The sequence below is a fragment of the Levilactobacillus lanxiensis genome (assembly GCF_016861655.1).
GTDB classification, from domain to species: domain Bacteria; phylum Bacillota; class Bacilli; order Lactobacillales; family Lactobacillaceae; genus Levilactobacillus; species Levilactobacillus lanxiensis.
Genome location: NZ_BOLN01000005.1, coordinates 112,241 through 134,285, shown reverse-complemented (window position 1 = coordinate 134,285; position 22,045 = coordinate 112,241). Strand labels below are relative to the sequence as shown.

The following is a 22,045-nucleotide window of genomic DNA, read 5'->3' as shown; positions in this document are numbered from 1 at the left end:
GATAAGATTATGCATTTTTATCACATAAGGGGGGCTAGGTATGAAGAAGCAGGAACGCCAGCAATTACTCAAACGATTACTGACATCACGAGAAATTGAACGGCAAGAGGATTTCGTTCGGCTATTAGATGAGGACGGGATTCACGTGACGCAAGCGACCATTTCACGGGATATCAAGGAGATGCAGCTGGTTAAGCTGCCAGCTGAGTCTGGTGGCTACCGCTACAGTCTACCCGTCCAAAAGAAAATTGATACGCAGAAAAAGTTACAGCGGACGTTACAAAACGCCTACATATCTTTTGCGGTCCAGGACCAATTCACCATTTTGAAGGTTCTACCAGGCAACGGTCCAGTAGTTGCTTCATTACTGGATCAAATGCGTTATGACTTTATTTTTGGGACGGTGGGCGATGATAGTTCCGTCTTGACCGTTTGTGTTTCCCATCAGGGTGCCTTACAATTAGAAAAGACGATTGACCGCATGATTGCGGATTAGAAACGACCGGACCACGACTGACGACCAGCAAGCGCTGATGCACAGCGGTGGTCTTTTATTTAGGGGGTCACAACGTGTTACAAGAGCTGTCAATTAAAAACTTTGCCATTATCGATCGACTGGACGTCGCCTTTAAAAATGGGATGACCGTGCTGACCGGGGAAACCGGGGCCGGAAAATCAATTATTATTGACGCAGTCGGTCTACTGGCTGGGGGTCGTGGATCGGCCAATTTTGTGCGTACGGGAACGGATAAGGCCATCATTCAAGGGAGCTTTATCTTTCCCACGGGCGGGACGACCTATCAAGTCCTAGATGAGTTGGGTATCGACCATGATGATGGAAGCGTGATTCTCCAGCGTGAGATCCATCAAAATGGTCGCAATACCTGTCGGGTCAATGGCATGCTGGTGAATACCAACACGTTGAAGCGCATTGGCGAAACGGCCGTTGATATTCACGGGCAAAACGAACACCAGGAACTCATGCAACCAGAAAAACATCTGGGGATGCTCGATGAGTTTGCTGGGGGCACGGTCGCAAAACTGCGGCAGCGCTACCAGGCCGTGTATCAGCAATATACCCAGTTACAGGCAACCTTAGAAAATAAACGGGCTAACGAAAAAGAGTGGGCCCAGCACTTAGATATGCTGAAATTTCAGGTCAACGAGATTGAATCGGCCCAGCTCCAACCAGGTGAGGAAGAGAGCTTGGTTGCTGAACGGGAACGACTGGATAATTTCCAGAAGATCAACGACGCCTTACAGCTGGTGCAGATTACCTTGACGGGTGAAGACACTGCTCCCGGGGCTAATGATCAAATCAGTGGCGCCATGCAAGCCATGCAGGGTATCGCTGATTTTGATCCGGCCTTTAAGCAGATTGCTAGTAGTCTGGAAACGGCCTACTACGCCTTAAGCGACGCGGTCGGGGATGTCTCTTCTCAACTGGATCTGCTGGAGTGGGATGAGGGTCGGCTCGATGAGATTGAACGGCGGTTAGACGTCATCAATCAGTTGAAGCGTAAATACGGTGATTCCGAAGCCCAAGTTCTGAAATACTTTGATAAAATTGCGGCGGAACTCAAGCAAATGCAGGCCACCGATGAAACGGCTGACGACCTCGAGTCACAGGTTGCGACTCAACGAACGACGCTGTTGAAGCTGGGAGAACAGCTCAGTAAGGCCCGTAAACAGTCCGCTGACAAGCTGGAAACGGCCATTCATGGTGAGCTCGCCGATTTATATATGGATAAGACGGTTTTTGCCGTGCACTTTACGCGGTCCAAGACCCAACCGATTCTCAGCAGCGGGCTGGATCACGTGGAATTTTATTTGCGGACCAATCCTGGCGAAGCCATGCGGCCATTGGCTAAAATTGCTTCCGGTGGGGAACTCTCGCGAATCATGCTGGCATTGAAGACGATTTTCTCCGAGTCACAGGGGATTACCTCGATTATCTTCGACGAAGTAGATACCGGGGTCAGCGGTCGGGTGGCCCAAGCCATTGCCGAGAAGATCAGTGGCATTGCCCAGGCTTCTCAGGTCCTATGTATCACGCATTTGCCGCAAGTCGCAGCCATGGCGGATCACCATTACTTTATTGCTAAGGAAATCAAGGGCAACCGGACCGAAACGCAATTGACCCGGTTGAGTGAACACGACCGAATCAGCGAAATTGCCCGGATGTCTGCTGGGACTCAGGTCACGAAGCTAGCAATGGAACATGCCAACGAGTTATTAGGCTTGGCTGATGAAGTGAAGGCGAAACGGTCAAAGAAGGCGTAGGTTTTGAGTTACGGCTGATGTTGGTAGGATTGAGGAGTGGTAAGGATGGTTAAAACTAGAATTGTGGTTTACCCGACCATATTTATTCACGATTCAGAAACAGATGCGTTGACGGTTATCTTTCCAGACGTGCCTAGCGCGATTAGCCAAGCGGCGACGTTGGGCAAGGCCATGCTAAATGCGCAAGAAGTTCTAGGACTCATGCTCTACGATGTGCAGGACCTGCCTACTGCATCATCACTGGAACAGGTCCAGGCAGATTATCCGCACGACCAGGTCCAATTGACGGCAGTTGATTTAAGTACAGTCGCTAAGGACAGTCATGTGCCGACCAATCAGATATTGTAATTCGTGATCGATTAGACGATTTATTAAAAAATGCGTCAGCTCTCCGTGTTAGTTAAACGGGTGAGTTGGCGCCTTTTATTTAACTATTAGTTTCAGGTGTATATGAGTCTGCCCTTAATCTATTGCCGACTTTGCGGTATACTTAAGTCAATGAAGTAACAAATTGAACGAGGTGTGGAACATGGGTAAGCGTATTGGATTAATTGGGTTAAGCTTGATGGTCACGCTACTGATTTTACTAGGATTTCAGAGTAGTGCTCAGGCCAACAGCATTGATAACAATGTTCAGGGACTGAGTGTGCCCAGCAAAGTGGAAGAAGAAACTGGGGATAACACGTATACACCGGTGACCGATCCGACTGCGCCGCTCAAGTCGGGGCAAAACTATCGGCTGTCGTACACGTGGAAGGTCGCCGACGATACGGCGATTAGTGATGGCGATACGGCGACGGTCACATTGCCAGATTCTGCCAGTCATGGTTACGTTAAATTTGACGTGACGACCGGAGACCAGACGGCGACCAAGGTTGGGGACTTTTTACTTCCCGCTGACAAGGGACATACGGCAACGATTACGTTTAACAACGCCTTAGCCAATGCCAATACCTATCACCAAGGAACGCTGACCTTTAACGTCACTGGGACTAGTGGTGCTGCAATTGGTGGTGGCGATGATTATGTTGTGGCGAAGAACGGTTGGGTTCAAGATAGTGATTACAACGACGCTGGTATTCCCAAGCAAGCCGTTTGGCAAATCGTGTTTAATCCGACGGCTAAGAACATGGGGACCGTCACGCTGACGGATACGTTGGGGGCCTACCAGACATACGTGGCTGGTTCCGTGTCGGCGACGGACGAAACGACCGGCGACAAGGTCACTCCGACCGTCGTGAGTGACGGCTCGAAGCTGACCATGACCTTTACGAATGTAACTGGGAAAATTTCGCTGTCCTACTACGCCAAGGTGGATACGACGGCCTTTACCGGGCAAACGAGTGGCTACCTCAGCAACAATGTTGACCTGTCTGCGGACGATGGTGAATCGGGCAGTGCCGGTACCGGTTCGGGCTCTGGGTCGAACCCGGGCAATCCGGCGGTGACGGCCGATTCCCACAAGAACGTGCAATGGGGCGGGAGTGCCACGATTGGCGGCGACTACATTGGCAGTGTCACGCTGACCAAGACGGCCAATGATCAAGCCACGGTCCTCGGCGGCGCCGAATATACCCTGCAAAAGTTGAATCCAGCGACGGGGATGTACGAAGACTTGCAAACGAAGATGACCACCGATTCCCATGGGGTGATCAATGACTACGGGTTAGCCGCCGGTACGTATCAATTTGTGGAAACACAGGCGCCAAGTGGTTACCAGCTAAACACCCTACCGGTTCCATTTGTGATCAGCGCGACCAATAAGGATGCCCATCAGACGGTTACCCAAGCGGATAGCCAGGGAGCGGTCAAATTAACCAAGTTCGATAAAAGTTCGCAGGACAAGTTGGTCGGTGCGAGTTATGCGTTGGCGTACGGCAGTGGTTGGCAGGACCACGAGGCTGGCGCATCAGTCTCCACTGACGAATACACCACTGGCGATGACGGCACGTTGACGGTGACGGGCCTGGCCCCAGGAAACTACGAATTTATCGAAGAGCAGGCACCAACTGGTTATCTGACGGATGCCACGCCAATGCTATTTACCATTAGCGGCACGGAGCAGCAAGATAACGTGGTCAATGTTAAGCAGGACGATGTCTTTGCTACGGAGTCTAGCAGTAGTCCAAGTTCAAGTACTAGTGTTAGTTCGAACGCCTCTAGCGTCAGTTCAAGTACCTCCAGTCAGGATTCGTCGGTGACGAGTGAGACGGAGAGTACCAGTAGCGCAAGTTCTTCCGTGTCGGGCGGTTCTAGCCAGAGCAGTGAGACGACTGTTTCCAGTGCGACGGACTCTAGCCAAGGTTCGGACACGTCGGCTACGTCTAATACAAGTAGTTCCGGATTAAGTGATTCAAGCACGGGGAGCTCGAGTTCTAGCAGTGTTTCGTCGAATACTTACACAGTACCAAGTTCAAGCTCGTCTCAGTCGCAACCGAGTTCGGAGCCATCTAGTGACAAGAGTACCAGTTCTGAATCGACGTCTGTTTACAGTTCTTCCAGTAATTTGAGTAGTGGTGGGAGTGCTGACCGGGTCACCTCGTCCAGCATCTCCAGCTCATCGATTAGTCGGGGAACAACCGTCGTGACGACATCGAGTCAGTCCTCTTCAACGCCAACAACCAGTTCCAGTGAGCCAGCAACGGCGGCGCCCCAAAATCATATTTTGCCACAGACCAATGAAGGTAAAGGCGTCTTGGCATTGATGGTCGGGCTAGTCCTGTTAGGCATTGGCACGAGTGCTTGGCAGTGGCGGCGGACGCATTAAACGAAAAATAGAGTGAATTTTAGGGTCCAGCGGTCGTATCAGTAACCGCTGGATTTTTTGTGCGCAAAGGCAACTACCTGTGCGAGTGTCATTTGTTACGGCAACTTATTTACACACTTCATATATTTAATACGAGTTTATTCGTCGAATTGCGTTATACTTGACTTAAAACAAGTAATCAAGAGTATGGGGTGTGTTTCTAATGTGGAAAAAGATTGGACTCTGGGGTTTAGGGTTGTTGACCGTGGTATTAGTTTTCATGGGTGGTTCAGTGATTGCTAAGGCCGACGGTGAATCGCTGGATGGTAAGATCAGTGGGCTTGATGCACCAGCTGAAGTACGATACGATGACGGGGCAAAGCCCGATGGTTTAGGTGATATTGTCTCAACTGATGATTCACCGATGGATTATGCATATAAGTCAGGTGACTTCTATCATTTAATTTATAATTTTAAGGTGTCTCAATCAGACGTTCAAATAACAAATGGCAGTCATGTCACTGTTAAATTGCCAACACAAAATATTGATCCAGGTGAGATTAAGTTTACTATATTAGGACCAAATAATACCGCTGTTGGACACTTTCATAGAAGCAAAGGTGAATCTACAGGGGAATTAACGTTTGATGACGTATTATCTGGAGACAAAATCTATACTGGTGGGGTACTGAGCGTGACAGTTAGGGGAACTGCTAATAATGGTGAGTCCAGCGGCGATGGTTCACATAATGTTATTGATAAGGTGGGGTGGGTGCCTGATAATTCTTCAATTACCGTCGATAATACTCAGTATCCCAAAGAAACCGGTTGGAATCTTGTTTTTAACTATGATGAACAAAATATGGGTGATGTTACTTTAAACGATACATTAGGTGCGTTCCAAACTTTTGATCCAAGTTCACTTTATGGAACAGAGACGAATGGAACATCTGAAAAGTCGATTGATTTTTCTGATAAGGATCAAGTAGAAGTAACGACGAGTGGCTCTGATATTAAATTTGTTTTTAAAAAAGTTACGGGAAAAATCAGTCTGCAGTATACTGCGACAGTAGATTATCAGAAGCTAATTGACCAAAAAATAATGGGTGGTCATCTTAGTAACTATGTTGAGTTGACTGCAGAAGATGGGGAAGCTGGCAGTTCTGGAGAAGTTCCTGGGTCTGGAGATACGTCAGGAGAACCGTCAATTGTGGGTAAATCACATAGCGATATTCCATGGGGAAATGGTGGTACTGGTCAACTTAACGGTTATGACTTTTTAGGGAGTATGGTGTTTACAAAACATGACAGCAGCAATTCTAGTAAACTACTTAAAGAAGCACAGTATGAGTTGCTGAGGCAAGATGCAGATGGAAACTTTGCAGATTTTATGACCTTTTCAACAGATTATCAAGGGACTTTCACATATGATAGTCTTCCGGCAGGTACGTATCGTGTTAAAGAAACTCAAGCACCAGTTGGGTATCAACTGAATAATGAGGTATCTGATAAATTTACCATCACTACTTCAAATACAACGGCTAATCCACAACGGGTTTCGCAATCAGACAATCCGTTTACAGTGACTCTGACAAAGAGTGCCAAGGAGACAGGTGCAAAATTAAGTGGGGCTGCTTACAAGCTCTATAAAGCGGATGACCTAGCTAATCCGGTCAATAAACTCACCTACACAACAGATGCCGATGGCCAACTAACCATCAGTCCCATTGCTAAGGGAAACTACGATTTCATTGAGCAAACCCCACCTACTGGTTATAAACTGGATCAAACGCCGATTCCGTTTAAAATTAGTGATAATGACCCAAGTGCTTCTGTCTCACAGGCAGATGATAGTAGTATCTCAACGTCAGGCACGGGCACTGGGGGTGGTGGCTCGAGTTCCAGTAACTCTTCAAACTCCAGCAATTCATCAAGTTCGAGCTCAAGCAGTTCATCATCGTCCAGCTCCAGCACGTCAACGAGCTCATCGACCCGGACGTCGACATCGACTTCAACGTCTAGCTCTAATTCTGTAGACTCAAGCAGTCGGCACGGTGACAGAGTGGGTTCTACGCCCGTCCCACGTGGGTCGTCATCTAATACTCATGGCGGTGGGGCCGGCACCATCACGGGTAACCAGGCTTCGTCTGCTAAGCACCATGGTCAAGCCAATGGCCTCTTGCCTAAGACCAACGAAGCCAAGTCAATCTTCGCAGCCCTAGGCGGCTTACTGCTGATTGGCGGTAGCCTCAGCGTTTGGCAGTATCGCCGGACGCAGAAAAACTAAAAAATTGTAAAAAAAAACGGCCATGATAGGCGATTGACTATCATGACCGTTTGGCTTACTTGACGCGTTGGACCGAACGTAAGAGTTCTGGGGTCACAATGGTGGTGAGCTGCGTGTTCTGTTTTAAAATGAGGTGACCAGCCAAGTCCTGCTTTAACTGACCGATCACAGTGGCTGGTGCCGTTTCGGGCGCTGCCTTAAATTGGAGGCGGACTAAGTAATGGCGGTCCAAAGCCTGTTGTAGGAACAAAGTTAATTGAAAGGCGGGCATTTGGGCGTAAACGGCTTGACCATTAATGACGGGTAAGGGACTGAACAGGGTCTGTGATAGGGTGGTTACCCGATCAGACAGGGTAACGCGTTTTGCGATTGAATTTTGCATGCTGATCACCTCGAACGTTTGTTTGTATTTTTATTATACGAACACTTGTTTGGAATTGCAAGCCTTTTTGTTCGTAACTTTTTTCGTCAAGGCGGTTAACCAGGTTGAAGCGCCGAGCTGTCTTGGTTTAACGATAAAATTTTATTTTGCTCCTCGATGACGGATTTTCCAGTATAGCACACGCTGTTCGTTTTCAGTTAAACTTAGCTCACCGCGACAGAATCCAGTTTTTTTTCAGAAATAGCCCGGATATGCAGTATTTGTTGCTGAATAGTGGTAATATAGTATCCTATAGATTGTATAGTTCAAGCCAATCAATTCTGGCGAAAAGGGGTTGGCTTCCCACTGATTTATTGACTAGGGGAGCCAACCCATAATTAAATTTTTTATGATGAAGGGATTTTTAAACGATGGCTAAACGTGGAATGCTCATTGTGCTCTCGGGTCCTTCCGGAGTTGGTAAGGGAACGGTTCGTAAGGCGCTATTTGAAACGGGAGCGACCGATTTTTCGTACTCCATTTCAATGACCACCCGGAAACCGCGGGAAGGCGAAGTGAATGGGGTTGACTATTACTTCGTCTCGAAGGAAGAATTTGAGGAAAATATCCGTAACGGTGAGATGCTGGAGTACGCCAAGTATGTTGACAACTACTACGGTACCCCGTTAAAATATGTTAATGAGACCCTTGATGAGGGTAAGGACGTCTTCTTGGAAATCGAAGTCAACGGGGCCATGCAGGTTCGTGCCAATTGTCCCGACGCTGTCTTCGTTTTCCTAACGCCACCTGATTTGATGGAATTAAAGCACCGCCTGATTGGTCGGGGCACTGACGCCATGGACGTCATTAACAAACGAATCAAGAAGGCCGTGGGTGAAATTCGGATGATGCGCAACTATGATTACGCCGTGGTAAACGACGAAGTCAGCCAAGCCGTCGACCGGATTCAAATGATCATCCGCAGTGAACGTTTACGGGTAACCCGGGTTATGCCGGATTACGAACAAATGATTGGAGACGAATAAAAATGTTACTCTATCCCTCAGTTGATGATTTATTAGCACAAGTTGATTCACGTTATTCTTTGATTATGCTGGCTAGCAAGCGGGCCCACGAGTTGGACGCCGGCGCTAAGCCACTCTTGACCGATTACAAGTCGCCCAAGACGATTGGTCGCGCACTGGAAGAAATCGCTGCCGGTGCCTTAATGATTGATCCGGACGAAAAGGATCTGGACGCCTAACTTTGGCGGTTCAGGAAAGACCAGGTTGCCGTTGGGTAATCTGGCCTTTTTTATCAGTTTAGAGAAATTGTGACAGGTTGAGCCATATTCTTTAGGTGGTCCTTACGAATAAGGTATACTTGATGCCGGTTTCTGAAAAGTCGTTTCATTTAACCAAATCCGGTACAGAAAATTTAAATGACTGGATAATAGCTTAGTCAGTGGATGCGAAAGAAACGATTGTCGCCTGCAAGGCTAGTGAAAATTAGCCATCAATGTGAGTGACCAGAGGCGGGTCAACCTGGTCAGCTGTGTCGATGGCGTTAGCTGAGTGAACTGCTCAGCTTAGGCCATGGGCCAACCTTGGAAACTCGTGAACTTCAGCGAGGTTTCAAGGCGAGGTGGAAGCCCGTTTCTCAGGCTGGAACCGGGCCCCACAGCAGGACAGGTTGAACCCGCCGTCGGGAACGGCAGTCATTGATCAGTCTAGGTTTATTTTCACTAGCCTTGTGACGATGGTTTCCTTCGCCTCAAGTGCAGATGATATAATTGGAGGGAAAGCAATGCTAGAAGACAAACACATTACGTTAACGGTCGGTGGCAGTGTGGCCGCTTATAAGGCCGCACTCCTAGCCCGTGACCTACAACGGACCGGCGCCACGGTTCGCGTTGTTCTGACAGCGGGGGCCGCCAAGTTTGTCACGGCGGCAACCTTTGCGGCCCTGACCAAGGCACCCGTGCTCACGGACGAGTCCTGGTGGCAGGCCAACGGGCAAATTGCCCACGTTGAGCTGGCCGATTGGACCGACCTGGCCATTGCCGCGCCAGCATCCGCGAACCTCATGGCCCAATTTGCCAATGGTCAGGCCGACGACGCTGCCAGTGCAACCTGGTTGGCGACCGCCGCCCCCAAGATCGTTGTGCCGGCCATGAACACCCATATGTGGCAAGCACCCGCGACGCAGCGGAATCGCCAGCAACTGATTGCCGATGGGGTGCACGTCCTGGCCCCGGCCACTGGCAAACTGGCGGAGGGCTATTCCGGTCAGGGCCGCTTCCCCGAGCCTGCCGATATCGTTGCTCAGGTGGAGCAGCTGGGTGTGTTTACGCCCCAGACGCTGGTCGGTCGGCGGATCCTCGTGACCGCTGGTGGGACTCGCGAACGGTTAGACCCTGTCCGTTTCCTGACCAACGACTCCTCTGGCAAAATGGGCTATGCGGTCGCTACCGCCGCTCGTGAGGCCGGTGCCGAGGTCACGTTGATCACGGCACCCACGAAGCTGGCGGCACCGGCCAGCGTGACGGTCGTGCCCATCCAAAGCACGACCGATTTGTCACAAGCCGTGTTGGCGCGTTTTCCTCAGGCCGACGCCTTAGTGATGGCGGCCGCGGTCGCTGATTTTCAACCGGAAGTTACGGCTGATCAAAAAATTAAAAAGACGACTGGCAATGATGAATTTATTTTAAAACTTAAAAAGACACCCGATATTTTGAAACAAGTTGCGGCCATTAAGCAGCCGCACCAGGTCACGGTCGGTTTTGCCGCGGAGACGCAGAATTTACTGGCTAACGGCCAAAAGAAACTGGCCAGCAAGTCCTTAGACCTGTTGGCCGCCAACGACGTCTCCCGTAGCGACATTGGGTTTAATGGGGATGACAATCAGGTCACCTTCATTCTGCCAGATGGTGTGACGGATCAGACGCCCAAGACCAGCAAAACGGTGATTGCCCGGGCCCTAGTCGACCGGGTCGCCCAATTATTAGCAGACAAGTAAGCAAGCGAGGTGACAGACCATGGCCCAGATTGGCCAAATTATTGTTGACGTGCCAACGATGCAGACGAACGAACCTTATTCTTACGCAATTCCCGCCGACCTGGAAAATCAGGTTCAGGTCGGGATGCGGGTCACGGTACCCTTTGGTCGCGGTCACCGAGTCGTTTCCGGCGTGGTGGTCGGCCTTAGTGATGTAACGAATTTTGACGGGCAACTGAAACCGATTCAATCCGTCCTGGATCTCGCGCCCATTTTAACGACTGAGCTGCAACAGTTGGCCGCTTGGCTGGCCGACACGACCTATGCCTTTCGCATCACGTGTATCCAGACCATGTTGCCCAGCCTGTTAAAGGCTCAGACCGAACGGCAGATTCAACCGACCGTGCCGCTGACGGATCAGGAAATGGCGACCTATTTTCCGGATGGGGCACCGCGGGCGTTTGATACCAGTAAATTAGCCGACACAACGTTGGCGGGGCTTCTGCGGCTGCAGCGTGCGGGGAAGGTCGAGGTGACGTATCAGGTCACCAGTAAGGCCGCGGCCAAGACCACGACCGGCATCAAACCGGCGCTTCCCGTTGCCAAACTTCAGGAGATTCAAGCGGAGGTGGCCAAACGGGCGCCAAAGCAGGCGGAGTTGTTAGCCTATTTACAAACGATGGACCCGGATAAATTAGTGGCCCAAAGCCAAGTCAGTCACGCCACGGGGGTCAGCACCGCCGTCATGACGACCGCCGCTGACAAGGGCTGGCTGACGAAGCAACCGTTGGAAGTTTATCGTGATCCGTTTCACCAACCCGTTACCCCCACGAAGCCGCTAAAGTTAAACGCTGAGCAGCAGGTGGCCGTGACCGCTATTACCAAGGCGGTCGATGAGCAGCGAACCGAAAACTTCCTGGTCGAAGGGGTGACCGGGAGTGGCAAGACCGAAGTTTATTTACAAAGCATTGCCGTTGCCCTCCAGCAACACCGCACGGCCCTGATGATGGTCCCTGAAATTGCGCTGACCCCCCAGATGGTCAACCGGGTGAAGGCCCGTTTCGGCCAGCGCGTGGCGGTCTTGCACAGTGGTTTGTCTAAGGGCGAACAGTATGATGAGTGGCGGCGTATCGATCAGGGTGAAGCCACCGTGGTCGTCGGCGCGCGTTCCGCCATCTTTGCCCCGGTGAGAAACCTCGGCATCATTATCATGGATGAGGAACATGAAAGTAGTTATAAACAGGATGAAAATCCTCGGTACCACGCCCGTGACGTGGCCTTATGGCGGGGAAAGTACAATCATTGCCCCGTTGTCCTGGGGAGCGCCACGCCGTCCTTAGAGACGCGCGCCCGCGCTGCCAAGGGGTTGTACACCCGGTTACTTTTGGCGAAACGGGTCAACGACCATCCACTGCCAACGGTCCACATCGTTGACATGCGTGAAGAAGTGAAGCAGCGCGCGGACGGGGACTTCTCCCAGCCACTGTTAACGGCGATTCAGGAACGGCTCGACCGCCACGAACAGATGGTTCTGATGTTGAATCGGCGGGGATACTCGTCGTTTGTGATGTGCCGGGACTGTGGGTTCGTGCTGAAATGTCCCAACTGTGATATTTCACTCACGCTCCACATGGATACCCACACCATGAAATGCCATTACTGTGGGCACGAGGAAGCCATTCCCCACATCTGCCCCAACTGCCATAGCCGCAAGATTCGCTACTATGGGACCGGGACGCAGAAGGTGGAAACGGCCCTGCAAAAGGAATTTCCAACGGCGCGCATCTTACGGATGGACGTGGACTCCACGCGGCGCAAGGGTGCCCACGAAAAGATTCTGCGGCAATTTGGCGATCACCAGGCAGACATTTTGCTGGGGACCCAAATGATTGCCAAGGGACTCGACTTCCCCAACGTCACGTTGGTCGGGGTCTTAAACGCGGACACCGCGCTGGGCTTACCGGATTTCCGGGCCAGCGAGCGGACCTTCCAGCTACTGACACAGGTCAGTGGTCGGGCCGGCCGGGCGGAAAAGCCTGGCGAGGTCTTTATCCAGACGTTCAACCCGGACCACTATGCCATTGAATTGGCACAACAACAGGATTATGAACGCTTCTTCGTCACGGAAATGCATATGCGGCACCAGGGAAATTACCCGCCGTATTACTTTGCCGTGCAGCTGACCGCCAGTCACGAGGACGAGGCCACGGCTGCCAAAGCCATGTACCAAATCGTCGGCACCCTGCAAAAGGGCTTGAGCAAGGACGCCATTGTTCTGGGTCCCACGCCCAAGGCGATTGCGCGGGTCAAGCGGAAGTATTATTATCAAGTTGTGATTAAATATAAACGGGAACCGCAATTGCGGCCGTTGCTGGAGAAAATCCGGCAGGCGGCACAGATTCCGGCCCGCCACGGCTTAGCCATCACCATCGATTCAGAACCAATGAACTTTATGTAGGTTGTGCTTGTCGTTGCCCGCGCCTCCAGGCTGGTGAAAATGGGCCGTGGCGCTGTGGGCGCACGTCTGGAGCCGAAGGGCGGTCTCCAGACTTACTTTGAGCCTCTGAGAAGCGAGTCTCAAAGATAGCAGTTGCCTAAGCGGGAAACCCGCTAAGGCAACTCCCACGGCTGAGCCCATTTTCACCAGCCCTGCGGCTAACACGGCGTTAACCCCACAACAGTGTCAGTTGATTCTAATTAGTGGGAGGTTGCTGTGTGATTCGTGAATTTTCAATGGTGGATGAACAGAAATTCACGAACAAAACTGGGCCTACTCGCGTCCGTTCCCGCCGGCGAGCTCAAGGCACCTTGGCTCACCTCTGGTCACTGCCACGACCGGCCCAGTTTTCCCAGCCCTGCGGCTGACACGGTGTTAACCCGACAACAGTGTCAGTTGATTCTGATTGGGGGGAAGGTTGCCTGATTTGTTCGCGGTCTTCAATTGTTAGATGAGTGGATTGTCTCTGATTCGAGTCATTCATTTTTCAATTGGATTAGCGTTGAATTAACAGTTCTAGCCAGTGATTGATTGACTCAAAGCAAAATGCACGAGCCAGTCTGAGTGACCAGAGGCGGATCAAGGTGACCAGCTGTGTCGATGTTCTTAGCTGAGTGAATTTCTCAGCTTAGAACATGGGACGACCTTGGAAACTCGCGGGTTTAGCGAGGTTTCAAGGCGAGGTGGAAGCCCGTTTCTTAGGCTGGAACCGTTCCCCACAGCAGGGCACCTTGAATCCGCTGCCGGGAACGGGAATAACTCATCATTGTTAGTCACCCAACAAGGCAAATTAAACACAAGTATAACCAGTTAAAATTCAAACCAAATGTTAAAACAGAAAGTATGGTGCATTGCATGACTTCAGTAATCTTCATGGGCACGCCGGCGTTTTCGGCGCCTATCCTCAGTAGTTTAATCAAGAACGGCTATGACGTCTTAGCCGTTGTGACTCAACCGGACCGTAAAGTTGGGCGGAAGCACGTCTTAACGGCATCCCCCGTTAAGCAGGTCGCCGTTGAAAATGGAATCGAAGTGCTCCAACCACAAAAGATTTCCGGTAGTGACGAAATGGCGCGGGCCATTGAATTAGCACCAGATTTAATTGTCACGGCGGCCTTTGGCCAATTTTTGCCAACCAAGCTGCTTAAGGCAGCCAAGGTGGCGGCGGTCAACGTTCACGCGTCCTTGCTGCCTAAGTACCGTGGTGGCGCGCCCGTTCACTATGCCATCATGAATGGTGACAAGGAGACCGGGGTTTCCATCATGTTCATGGAAAAGAAAATGGATGCCGGTGCGGTTTTGGCCCAAAAAGCCATGCCAATCACGGATCAAGATGATGTTGGCTCCATGTTTGACAAGCTGAGCCTGCTGGGTCGCGACTTATTGCTAGAGACCTTACCGAAGCTGTTGGCCGGTGAAATTACGCCGGTTCCTCAGGATGAGGACCAGGTCACGTTCTCACCAACCATCAAGTCCGATGAAGAACGCATTGATTTGAACCTGAGTGCCCATTTGATCGACTGCAAGGTCCGGGCATTACGGCCGGCCCCTATCGCCCATATTTACTTAAATGGCGTGCGGACCAAGCTGTGGCAGGTGACCGTGCTGGACGAGACGACCGACTTACAACCGGGCGCCTTGGTCAGCCATGACAAGCACCACCTGGCGATTGCCACGGGAGAACACGGGGTCTTAGGCCTTGACGAGATTCAACCGGCCGGGAAGCCCAAGCTAAGTATCACGGACTTCTTGAACGGGACGAGCGACGCACTGACAATAGGCGAACAGGTGGCTGAATAATGACAAAAAATAATACACCGCGGGCTTTAGCGGTTGAAGCACTGACACGGGTATCCAATGGGGCTTACTCAAACTTACAATTGGAACAAACCTTAGAAAATAACAACTTGAGTGACGTCGACCGGCGGTTTGTGACCAACCTGGTTTACGGGACGATCCAACACCAATTAACGTTGGAATACTACCTGGAAGGCTTCATCAAGCCCAACCAGAAGGTCTTACCTTGGGTCAAAATGACCTTACTGGTGGCGTTATACCAAGAATTATATTTGGACCGGGTTCCCAAGCGGGCCATCTTTAACGAAGCCATTCAATTGGCCAAGGACCGGGGCCACGAAGGCATTCGGCGCTTTGTGACCGGGGTCTTGCACGCCATTGACCGGCAAGGCTTACCCGATTTGAGCAAAATTGAAGACCCAACGAAACGGTTGAGTCTGGAATACTCCGTGCCAGAATGGCTGGTTACGGCGATTCAAAAGCAAGTTGGCGACGACAAGGCCGTCAGCATTTTAGAAACGATCAATCAACCGGCCGCCCAGTCTGTGCGGGTCAATACCGCCGTGGCCACGACCGAAGAAGTTGAACAATCCTTAAAGGACCAGGGATACACGGTCACGCCTAGTGTAGTTGCCGCCGACGCCTTCCGTTTGGACGATAAGGCAGCTAACCAAAGCAATGTCTTTGAAACTGGCGAGCTGACGATCCAAGATGAGAGTGCGATGTTACCAGTGGAGGCCTTACAGGTCCGTCCTGGGGACCAAGTGCTCGATGCCTGTGCCGCACCTGGGGGCAAGACGACCCAGATTGCTGCCTTGCTGGACGCGCATTCCGGTGGGAAAGTTACCGCCTTGGATCTGCATCCCAAGAAGGTTGACTTGATCGACAGAAATGCCGAACGGATGCACGTAGCCGACCGGGTCGATGCCGTGGCCTTAGACGCCCGCAACATTGATGACCGGTTCCCCCACAAGGAATTTGACCGTATCTTAGTCGATGCCCCTTGTTCTGGACTGGGCCTGATTCGGCGGAAACCAGAAATTCGTTACGAAAAGACGCCACAAGACATCCAACAGCTGCAAAAGGTTCAGCTGGGGATCTTGGACGTTGTCAGTCAAAAATTAAAGCCAAATGGGATCTTGGTTTACAGTACCTGCACCATTTTGGACACGGAAAACGCAGATGTCGCAGCGAAGTTCTTGGCTGCCCATCCCGACTTCGAGTCCATGCGGGTAACCACTAAATTAAACGTCAAGGGCGACCGGGACACGGATACGTTGAACATCTACCCAGATGATTTCGACTCTGACGGGTTCTTCGTCAGTGCCTTCCGGAAAAAGAAGTAGAGGTGACCAGCCATGGAAGTGGCATACCGCACGTCAATTGGAAAACAACGCAATGATAATGAAGACTACGTGGATGTGTTCACGAACCAGGCAGGGAAACACCTCGCCATCATCGCCGACGGCATCGGTGGCCATCAGGGTGGCGACGTTGCCAGTGCCATGGCCGTTTCCCACCTGGGCCACGAGTTTGAACAGACCAAGTTAACCACGCCGGATGCGGCTCGTCAGTGGATTGCCACGGAGATTACCGCGGAGAACCAGTCAATTATTGACAAATCCAACCAATTCGCCGATTTGAACGGGATGGGGACGACACTTGTCGCTGCTCTGTATTTCACAGAAGAGGTCGTCATCGCCAACATTGGTGATTCGCGGGCCTACCTGATGCGAGACGACGAGTTGCGGCAGCTGACCGAGGACCATTCGCTGGTCAACGAGTTGGTCAAACGCGGTGAAATCAGCCGTCAGGCCGCCCGTCACCATCCCCAGAAGAACGTGATCATTCGCTCACTAGGAATCTCGGACGACGCGCGCTTTGACCTCAACACGTATCCGTTAGTGTTGGGTGACCAGCTGTTGCTGTGTACCGACGGGCTGACCAACATGGTGGACGACCACCAGATTCAGGCCGTCCTGACCAGTGACCAGACGCCCAAGGAAAAATGTGATCAGCTGATCGACATGGCCAATGCCGCTGGTGGGCTGGACAACATCACCGTCTTGTTACTGACCAACTTCTCACGGGAGGTGGCTGGCTAATGCGGACGGGGTATACGCTGAGCGGCCGGTACCGCATCGTCCGGGCTTTGGGCGAGGGTGGCATGGCCAACGTTTATTTAGCTCACGATCTGATTTTAGACCGGGACGTCTCCGTGAAGCTGTTACGGCTGGATCTGCGGGACGATCCCAGCACGATTCGTCGGTTTCAGCGCGAGGCGTTAGCAGCGACCGAGCTGGTCAATCCGAACATCGTTCAGGTCTATGACGTGGGCGAGGAAAATGGGATGCAGTACCTGGTCATGGAGTACGTCGAGGGGACCGACCTCAAGGCTTACATCAAGGACCACTTTCCCATTGCCTATCAAGAAGTGATTCAAATCATGGAGCAGATCCTGAGTGCGGTCCAAACGGCCCATGAACACAACATTATTCACCGGGATCTGAAGCCACAAAACATTTTGATCGATCAAAACAGAGTCGCCAAAATTACCGACTTTGGGATTGCCGTGGCGTTGTCGGAACACAGTCTGACGCAGACCAACACGGTCCTGGGTTCGGTGCACTATTTGTCACCAGAACAGGCCCGTGGGGGGATGGCGACCAAGAAATCCGACATCTATTCACTCGGCATCATTTTGTATGAACTGTTAACGGGCACGGTGCCCTTCGAGGGTGAAACCGCCGTTTCAATTGCCTTGAAGCATTTCCAATCGGAGATTCCGTCCGTCCGTGAGATCGACCCGCGGATTCCCCAAGCCTTGGAAAACGTGGTCCTCAAGGCCACATCCAAACGGCCGGAAGACCGGTACGTAGATGCCGCGAGTATGGCAGCTGATTTAAAAACCTCGCTGTCCCCCAAGCGGGCGGGTGAACGCAAATTTACGCCCGTTCAGGACGATGATGGGGAGACCAAGGTCTTGCCCCTCAGCGCATTGAGCTCGGCCGCGCCCGTTGCGGCCGAAGCGGCCACGAAGGCGGATTCCAAGCCAGCGGCCAAGGCCGATGACGAAGAGACGCCGCAAAAAGTTGACAAGAAGGGTCGTAAGAAGACCCGGCATCCGCGACGGCGTAAATTTCTGCTGGCCGGCCTCGTTGTACTTTTACTGGTTGCCGGCATTCTGATTGGCATGGCGCTCTTCCGGCCACAGATGACCAGTGTGCCCGATGTGACTGGGCGAACCGAAACCGTGGCCAAATCGCGGATGCAGGACGCCTATCTGAGCGTTGGCAAGGTCCACAAGACGGCTAGTTCCAAGGTCAAAGTGAACCGAGTCGTGCGAACGGAGCCCCGGTCCGGGACCCAGCTCAAACGCGAGACGGTCGTAGATTTGTGGATCAGCACGGGTCCTAAGCGCTACAAGCTAGCCGATTATCAGGGTGATTCGTACGCCAGCACCGCCGCTAAGTTGGAGGCCCTGGGATTTACCGTTCATCGGGAGTCCGTGCATTCAACCAGCGTTCCGGCCGGCAAAATCATGCAACAGAGTGTGAACGCTGGCGAACGGGTCGTGCCGTCACGGACGGACATAACCTTTACGGTGTCGACCGGATCGGCAACCGTGACGCTCGCGGACCTGACGGATAAAACCAAGGCCCAAGCCCAGAGCTACGCGACCAATCACAACCTGAACCTGGCGTTTGACTACGCCTACTCCAGCGACGTTACCAAGGGCCGCGTCATCAAGCAGTCTCCTGGTGAGGGCGCCGTTGTGCAGGAGGGTGACGAGGTCACCTTGACCCTGTCACGGGGCGCGGAGAGCGAGAGTAGCTCCAGCGTCGATCAGTTCAGCGTGAACGTTAAGATTCCATTTGATAATAGCGACAGCGAGAGTGAAAGCGACGACAGCGATGAGAGCAGCAGTAGCAGTAGCTCGTCGGCGTCGAACTTGGTTCAGATCTACCTGAAGGATCAGGACCACTCGTTGAGCACCATCTACAAGCAGATGACGATCACGGCGGATACCAGCGTAACGCTGCCATTCACCGTGGCGTCTGGCAAGGCGGGGGCGTATAAGGTGGTCAGAGACGGCCACGTCATCGCTTCCGACAGCCACGTCACTAAGAACTAACACACGTTGTTTCGCCTTACCGGGTGGCCAAAATGGGCCGGAACGCTGTGGGCGGGCGCCTAGAGCCAAAGAGCGGTCTCTAGGCTTACTTTGAGCCGAAAGTCACGTCTCAAAGATACCAATTCTCTAAGTAGCCAAGCTACTAAGAGAATTCCCACGGCTGAGCCCATTTTGGCCACCCTCACGGCTAACACGGTGTTAGTGCTTGGGACTGTCTGTAGGGGTTAACTTTAATTAGTAATTAGAACTCGGTGCTTACCTTAGTTGGTGGGACCGAGTTTTTTGATGCAACGTAAAAATGTAATTGTCGTTAGACACGAGTATGACGATGGGTCAGTCAATAGTCGATAGTCCACTGCCAGCACCAAACTAGTGAGAATACGGGGTCCATGTCAGTGACCAGAGGCGGGTCAAGGTGAACAGCTGTGTCGGTGGTCTTGACTGAGTGGGCTTCTCAGTCTAGAGCACGGGACGACCTTTGAGACCGTTTTGGGGGCTCAAAGGCGAGGTGGCAGACTGCTCCTCAGGCTGGCACCGTTCCCCACAGCAGGACCGCTTGAGCCTACCGGCGGGAACGGTCGTCATTCACCACATATTTTTAGCCTTGCTGACAATTGAACTAACACAATCTGCAGGAAAACTAGTGCCGAACTGCAAATTAGTGTAAACTGAAAGGAAAGAGTTTAAAGGAGGTGCTGCATGTCAGAAGGACAGATTCGTCAATCACTCAGTGGCTTTTATGATATCTACAGTGAGGGCCAAACTTACCGGACGCGCGCACGGGGAAACTTTCGGAAACGCAAGATCACGCCGCTCGTGGGCGACCGGGTAACCTTTGAAAGTACGTCACCTAAGGAAGGCTATGTGCTGGAGATTTTACCGCGGGATAACGAATTAACGCGGCCACCCGTGGCTAACGTTGATCAGGGCGTCGTGGTTACGGCCGTGGCGTCACCTGAGTTTTCGACCGGCCTACTGGATCGTCAACTGATTGCGTTAGAGGTCAGTGACATTACTCCCGTGATTTATTTCACGAAGACCGACTTGATCGACGATGCCCGCTACCAGGAGTTTGAAACCTTGGCGGCCGGTTACCGGAAGATTGGGTACACAGTTTGTCTGACCCGGGAACCGTTTGCCACAGAGGGTCTTGACCAACTCAAGGCCACGTTAAAGGGCCAAGAGACCGTCATCATGGGTCAGACCGGGGCGGGGAAATCCACGCTGTTGAATCACATTTCGCCGGACCTGGCGTTAGCGACGGGAGAAATCTCGACCGCGTTAAACCGGGGGAAACATACCACGCGGAAGGTGAGTCTGATGCCGATTGCGGGTGGCCTAGTGGCTGATACGCCAGGGTTCTCCTCGTATGAAACGTTGACGATCGATTACCGTGACCTGTGTCACTACTTCCCAGAATTTTTGAACGTGGCTAGTGACTGTCGGTTCCGTGGGTGTGTCCACGTGAATGAACCAGGCTGTGCCGTTAAGGACGGGTTGACGAACGGGGACTTCCTGCAGAGTCGGTACGATAATTATTTACAATTACTTACGTTGTTAAAGAATCAAAAACCAATTTATAACAAGAAGAAATGAGGAAGAGATTTTATGATTAAAGTAGCGCCTTCAATTTTAAGTGCAGATTACGTGAACCTCCAACCAGACATCGAAAAGGTCGACCAAGCCGGTGCTGAAGTCTTACACATCGATATCATGGACGGTAACTTCGTCCCAGCCCTGTCTTACGGTCCCGGTTGGGTCAAGGCAATTCGGCCAATCACTAAGATGGTCTTAGACGTTCACATGATGGTCCAAAATCCAGAACGTTACGTTGAAGACTTTGCCAAGGCTGGCGCCGACATCATTGGTGTCCACGTTGAAGCAACGCCACACATTCACCGGGCCTTACAAATGATTCAAAACGCCGGTGCAACGCCAGAAGTTGTTATCAACCCTGGGACGCCCGTTTCCATGATCGAACCCGTTCTGGACATGGTCGGCCAAGTATTGGTTATGACGGTCAACCCTGGCTTTGGTGGTCAGAAGTTCTTACACAGCACGGTTGCCAAGATTGCCGAATTGGATGCCATCAAGAAGGCCAAGGGTTACGACTTTGATATCGAAGTCGATGGTGGGGTCAACGATCAAACCGTTGTTGATTGTGCCAAGGCCGGTGCTACGGTTGCGGTTGCTGGTTCATACGTCTTCAACGCCGAAGACCCAGCTGCCCGGATTCAAGCCCTGAAGGACGCAACAAAATAATGCCCCGGGGCGGAACGTATAATCTGTTAGTGGGGGGTCCCAAGGCCAACTGGCCGGCAGACCTCACTGAGAAAATCGTTGGCCCCTGGATTGGCGTTGATCGGGGGACTTTACGGTTAATCGATCACAATGTGCAACCGGTGGCGGCCATTGGGGATTTTGATTCCCTGGCGGCACCGGAATTACAACGGGTGCGGCGCAATGTCAAAGACATTCGACAGTCGCAGCCCGAAAAAGATTTTACCGATACGCAGATGGCGGTCTCCGTGGCCTTTGGTGACTACGGGGCTGACAACGTCGACATTTATGGTGCGACGGGCGGTCGGCTGGATCACTTTTTGGCGAACCTCTTTATCGTGTTGGAACCCCAGTACAAGTTGTATGCGAGTCGAATTCGGTTGATTGATAAACAGAATACGATTACGTACTATTTACCGGGTCATTATACGTTGAAGAAGGAACCCGACAAGAATTACCTGGCCTTTGTGCCGTTGACGCCCATCGACCATCTCAGCTTGATCGATGAGAAGTACCAGCTCCATGACGAACCGATTCCGTACCCGATTTCCTTTGCCAGCAACGAGTTTGTTGGCGATACCGGGGAATTTCAGTTCGACACGGGCGTGCTCTGCGTCATCCAAAGCTGTGACACCTACGAGGCTCGGCACGAGTAAGGGTTA

Annotated in this window: 17 protein-coding genes; 16 read left to right on the top strand and 1 reads right to left on the bottom strand. The window is 51.9% G+C overall.

Features of this window, described 5'->3' with window-relative positions; all coding sequences use genetic code 11:
- The first annotated feature begins 40 nt into the window (after positions 1 to 40).
- The 5 genes from JUF22_RS07545 (at position 41) to JUF22_RS07525 (ending at position 7,316) form a co-directional block, all read left to right on the top strand.
- Positions 41 to 496 carry an arginine repressor gene (locus tag JUF22_RS07545; protein ID WP_125765952.1) on the top strand — a complete coding sequence of 152 codons (456 nt, stop codon included), beginning with the start codon at positions 41 to 43 and terminating at the stop codon, positions 494 to 496.
- 74 nt (positions 497 to 570) lie between these two features.
- Positions 571 to 2,283 carry a DNA repair protein RecN gene (recN, locus tag JUF22_RS07540; RefSeq protein ID WP_203645205.1) on the top strand — a complete coding sequence of 571 codons (1,713 nt, stop codon included), beginning with the start codon at positions 571 to 573 and terminating at the stop codon, positions 2,281 to 2,283.
- 45 nt (positions 2,284 to 2,328) lie between these two features.
- Complete coding sequence (locus tag JUF22_RS07535) at positions 2,329 to 2,631, top strand: type II toxin-antitoxin system HicB family antitoxin (RefSeq protein ID WP_203645203.1); 303 nt, start codon at positions 2,329 to 2,331, stop codon at positions 2,629 to 2,631.
- Positions 2,632 to 2,812: 181 nt separating this feature from the next.
- Entirely contained in the window at positions 2,813 to 5,050 is a 2,238-nt protein-coding gene (locus JUF22_RS07530; RefSeq protein WP_203645201.1) for a SpaA isopeptide-forming pilin-related protein, read from the top strand.
- A 202-nt stretch (positions 5,051 to 5,252) separates the two neighbouring features.
- Positions 5,253 to 7,316: an MSCRAMM family protein gene (locus JUF22_RS07525; RefSeq protein ID WP_203645199.1), complete on the top strand. Its 2,064-nt coding sequence runs from the start codon at positions 5,253 to 5,255 to the stop codon at positions 7,314 to 7,316.
- 55 nt (positions 7,317 to 7,371) lie between these two features.
- Here the strand turns inward: JUF22_RS07525 and JUF22_RS07520 are convergent, their stop codons facing one another.
- Positions 7,372 to 7,698 (bottom strand): hypothetical protein, encoded by a 327-nt coding sequence (locus JUF22_RS07520; RefSeq protein WP_203645191.1) that lies wholly within the window; start codon positions 7,696 to 7,698, stop codon positions 7,372 to 7,374.
- Between the two features lie 410 nt (positions 7,699 to 8,108).
- On the opposite strand from JUF22_RS07520, the gene gmk reads away from it, so the two are divergent.
- The 11 genes from gmk (at position 8,109) to JUF22_RS07465 (ending at position 22,039) form a co-directional block, all read left to right on the top strand.
- On the top strand, positions 8,109 to 8,723 hold the full coding sequence (gene gmk / locus JUF22_RS07515) for a guanylate kinase (protein ID WP_125765947.1): 615 nt from the start codon (positions 8,109 to 8,111) through the stop codon (positions 8,721 to 8,723).
- A gap of 2 nt (positions 8,724 to 8,725) precedes the next feature.
- The gene (rpoZ, locus tag JUF22_RS07510; protein WP_061776946.1) at positions 8,726 to 8,941 is read left to right on the top strand and encodes a DNA-directed RNA polymerase subunit omega; all 216 of its coding nucleotides are present in this window, start codon (positions 8,726 to 8,728) and stop codon (positions 8,939 to 8,941) included.
- A 542-nt stretch (positions 8,942 to 9,483) separates the two neighbouring features.
- Positions 9,484 to 10,695 carry a bifunctional phosphopantothenoylcysteine decarboxylase/phosphopantothenate--cysteine ligase CoaBC gene (gene coaBC / locus JUF22_RS07505; RefSeq protein WP_203645189.1) on the top strand — a complete coding sequence of 404 codons (1,212 nt, stop codon included), beginning with the start codon at positions 9,484 to 9,486 and terminating at the stop codon, positions 10,693 to 10,695.
- 19 nt (positions 10,696 to 10,714) lie between these two features.
- Entirely contained in the window at positions 10,715 to 13,132 is a 2,418-nt protein-coding gene (gene priA / locus JUF22_RS07500; protein WP_203645180.1) for a primosomal protein N', read from the top strand.
- A gap of 894 nt (positions 13,133 to 14,026) precedes the next feature.
- On the top strand, positions 14,027 to 14,971 hold the full coding sequence (gene fmt / locus JUF22_RS07495; RefSeq protein WP_203645178.1) for a methionyl-tRNA formyltransferase: 945 nt from the start codon (positions 14,027 to 14,029) through the stop codon (positions 14,969 to 14,971).
- Positions 14,971 to 16,314, top strand: a complete 1,344-nt coding sequence (gene rsmB / locus JUF22_RS07490) for a 16S rRNA (cytosine(967)-C(5))-methyltransferase RsmB (protein WP_203645176.1) — start codon at positions 14,971 to 14,973, stop codon at positions 16,312 to 16,314. The genes fmt and rsmB overlap by 1 nt, the downstream gene beginning before the upstream one ends.
- A gap of 12 nt (positions 16,315 to 16,326) precedes the next feature.
- Positions 16,327 to 17,073 carry a Stp1/IreP family PP2C-type Ser/Thr phosphatase gene (locus tag JUF22_RS07485; RefSeq protein ID WP_203645174.1) on the top strand — a complete coding sequence of 249 codons (747 nt, stop codon included), beginning with the start codon at positions 16,327 to 16,329 and terminating at the stop codon, positions 17,071 to 17,073.
- Positions 17,073 to 19,103: a Stk1 family PASTA domain-containing Ser/Thr kinase gene (gene pknB, locus JUF22_RS07480; protein ID WP_203645172.1), complete on the top strand. Its 2,031-nt coding sequence runs from the start codon at positions 17,073 to 17,075 to the stop codon at positions 19,101 to 19,103. Before JUF22_RS07485 ends, pknB begins: the two co-directional genes overlap by 1 nt.
- A gap of 699 nt (positions 19,104 to 19,802) precedes the next feature.
- Entirely contained in the window at positions 19,803 to 20,699 is an 897-nt protein-coding gene (gene rsgA / locus JUF22_RS07475; RefSeq protein ID WP_203645170.1) for a ribosome small subunit-dependent GTPase A, read from the top strand.
- Positions 20,700 to 20,711: 12 nt separating this feature from the next.
- Entirely contained in the window at positions 20,712 to 21,365 is a 654-nt protein-coding gene (gene rpe / locus JUF22_RS07470) for a ribulose-phosphate 3-epimerase (protein ID WP_203645163.1), read from the top strand.
- The gene (locus tag JUF22_RS07465) at positions 21,365 to 22,039 is read left to right on the top strand and encodes a thiamine diphosphokinase (protein WP_203645161.1); all 675 of its coding nucleotides are present in this window, start codon (positions 21,365 to 21,367) and stop codon (positions 22,037 to 22,039) included. Before rpe ends, JUF22_RS07465 begins: the two co-directional genes overlap by 1 nt.
- Positions 22,040 to 22,045 lie beyond the last annotated feature (6 nt).

Bases quoted from the DNA above. Each gene is read 5' to 3' on its own strand.
- JUF22_RS07465 (WP_203645161.1), top strand. From the start codon at position 21,365: ATGCCCCGGGGCGGAACGTATAATCTGTTAGTGGGGGGTCCCAAGGCC.
- JUF22_RS07520 (WP_203645191.1), bottom strand. From the start codon at position 7,698: ATGCAAAATTCAATCGCAAAACGCGTTACCCTGTCTGATCGGGTAACC.
- priA (WP_203645180.1), top strand. From the start codon at position 10,715: ATGGCCCAGATTGGCCAAATTATTGTTGACGTGCCAACGATGCAGACG.
- rsgA (WP_203645170.1), top strand. From the start codon at position 19,803: ATGTCAGAAGGACAGATTCGTCAATCACTCAGTGGCTTTTATGATATC.
- fmt (WP_203645178.1), top strand. From the start codon at position 14,027: ATGACTTCAGTAATCTTCATGGGCACGCCGGCGTTTTCGGCGCCTATC.
- rpe (WP_203645163.1), top strand. From the start codon at position 20,712: ATGATTAAAGTAGCGCCTTCAATTTTAAGTGCAGATTACGTGAACCTC.
- coaBC (WP_203645189.1), top strand. From the start codon at position 9,484: ATGCTAGAAGACAAACACATTACGTTAACGGTCGGTGGCAGTGTGGCC.
- JUF22_RS07545 (WP_125765952.1), top strand. From the start codon at position 41: ATGAAGAAGCAGGAACGCCAGCAATTACTCAAACGATTACTGACATCA.
- JUF22_RS07525 (WP_203645199.1), top strand. From the start codon at position 5,253: ATGTGGAAAAAGATTGGACTCTGGGGTTTAGGGTTGTTGACCGTGGTA.
- gmk (WP_125765947.1), top strand. From the start codon at position 8,109: ATGGCTAAACGTGGAATGCTCATTGTGCTCTCGGGTCCTTCCGGAGTT.
- pknB (WP_203645172.1), top strand. From the start codon at position 17,073: ATGCGGACGGGGTATACGCTGAGCGGCCGGTACCGCATCGTCCGGGCT.
- rpoZ (WP_061776946.1), top strand. From the start codon at position 8,726: ATGTTACTCTATCCCTCAGTTGATGATTTATTAGCACAAGTTGATTCA.
- JUF22_RS07530 (WP_203645201.1), top strand. From the start codon at position 2,813: ATGGGTAAGCGTATTGGATTAATTGGGTTAAGCTTGATGGTCACGCTA.
- JUF22_RS07535 (WP_203645203.1), top strand. From the start codon at position 2,329: ATGGTTAAAACTAGAATTGTGGTTTACCCGACCATATTTATTCACGAT.
- JUF22_RS07485 (WP_203645174.1), top strand. From the start codon at position 16,327: ATGGAAGTGGCATACCGCACGTCAATTGGAAAACAACGCAATGATAAT.
- rsmB (WP_203645176.1), top strand. From the start codon at position 14,971: ATGACAAAAAATAATACACCGCGGGCTTTAGCGGTTGAAGCACTGACA.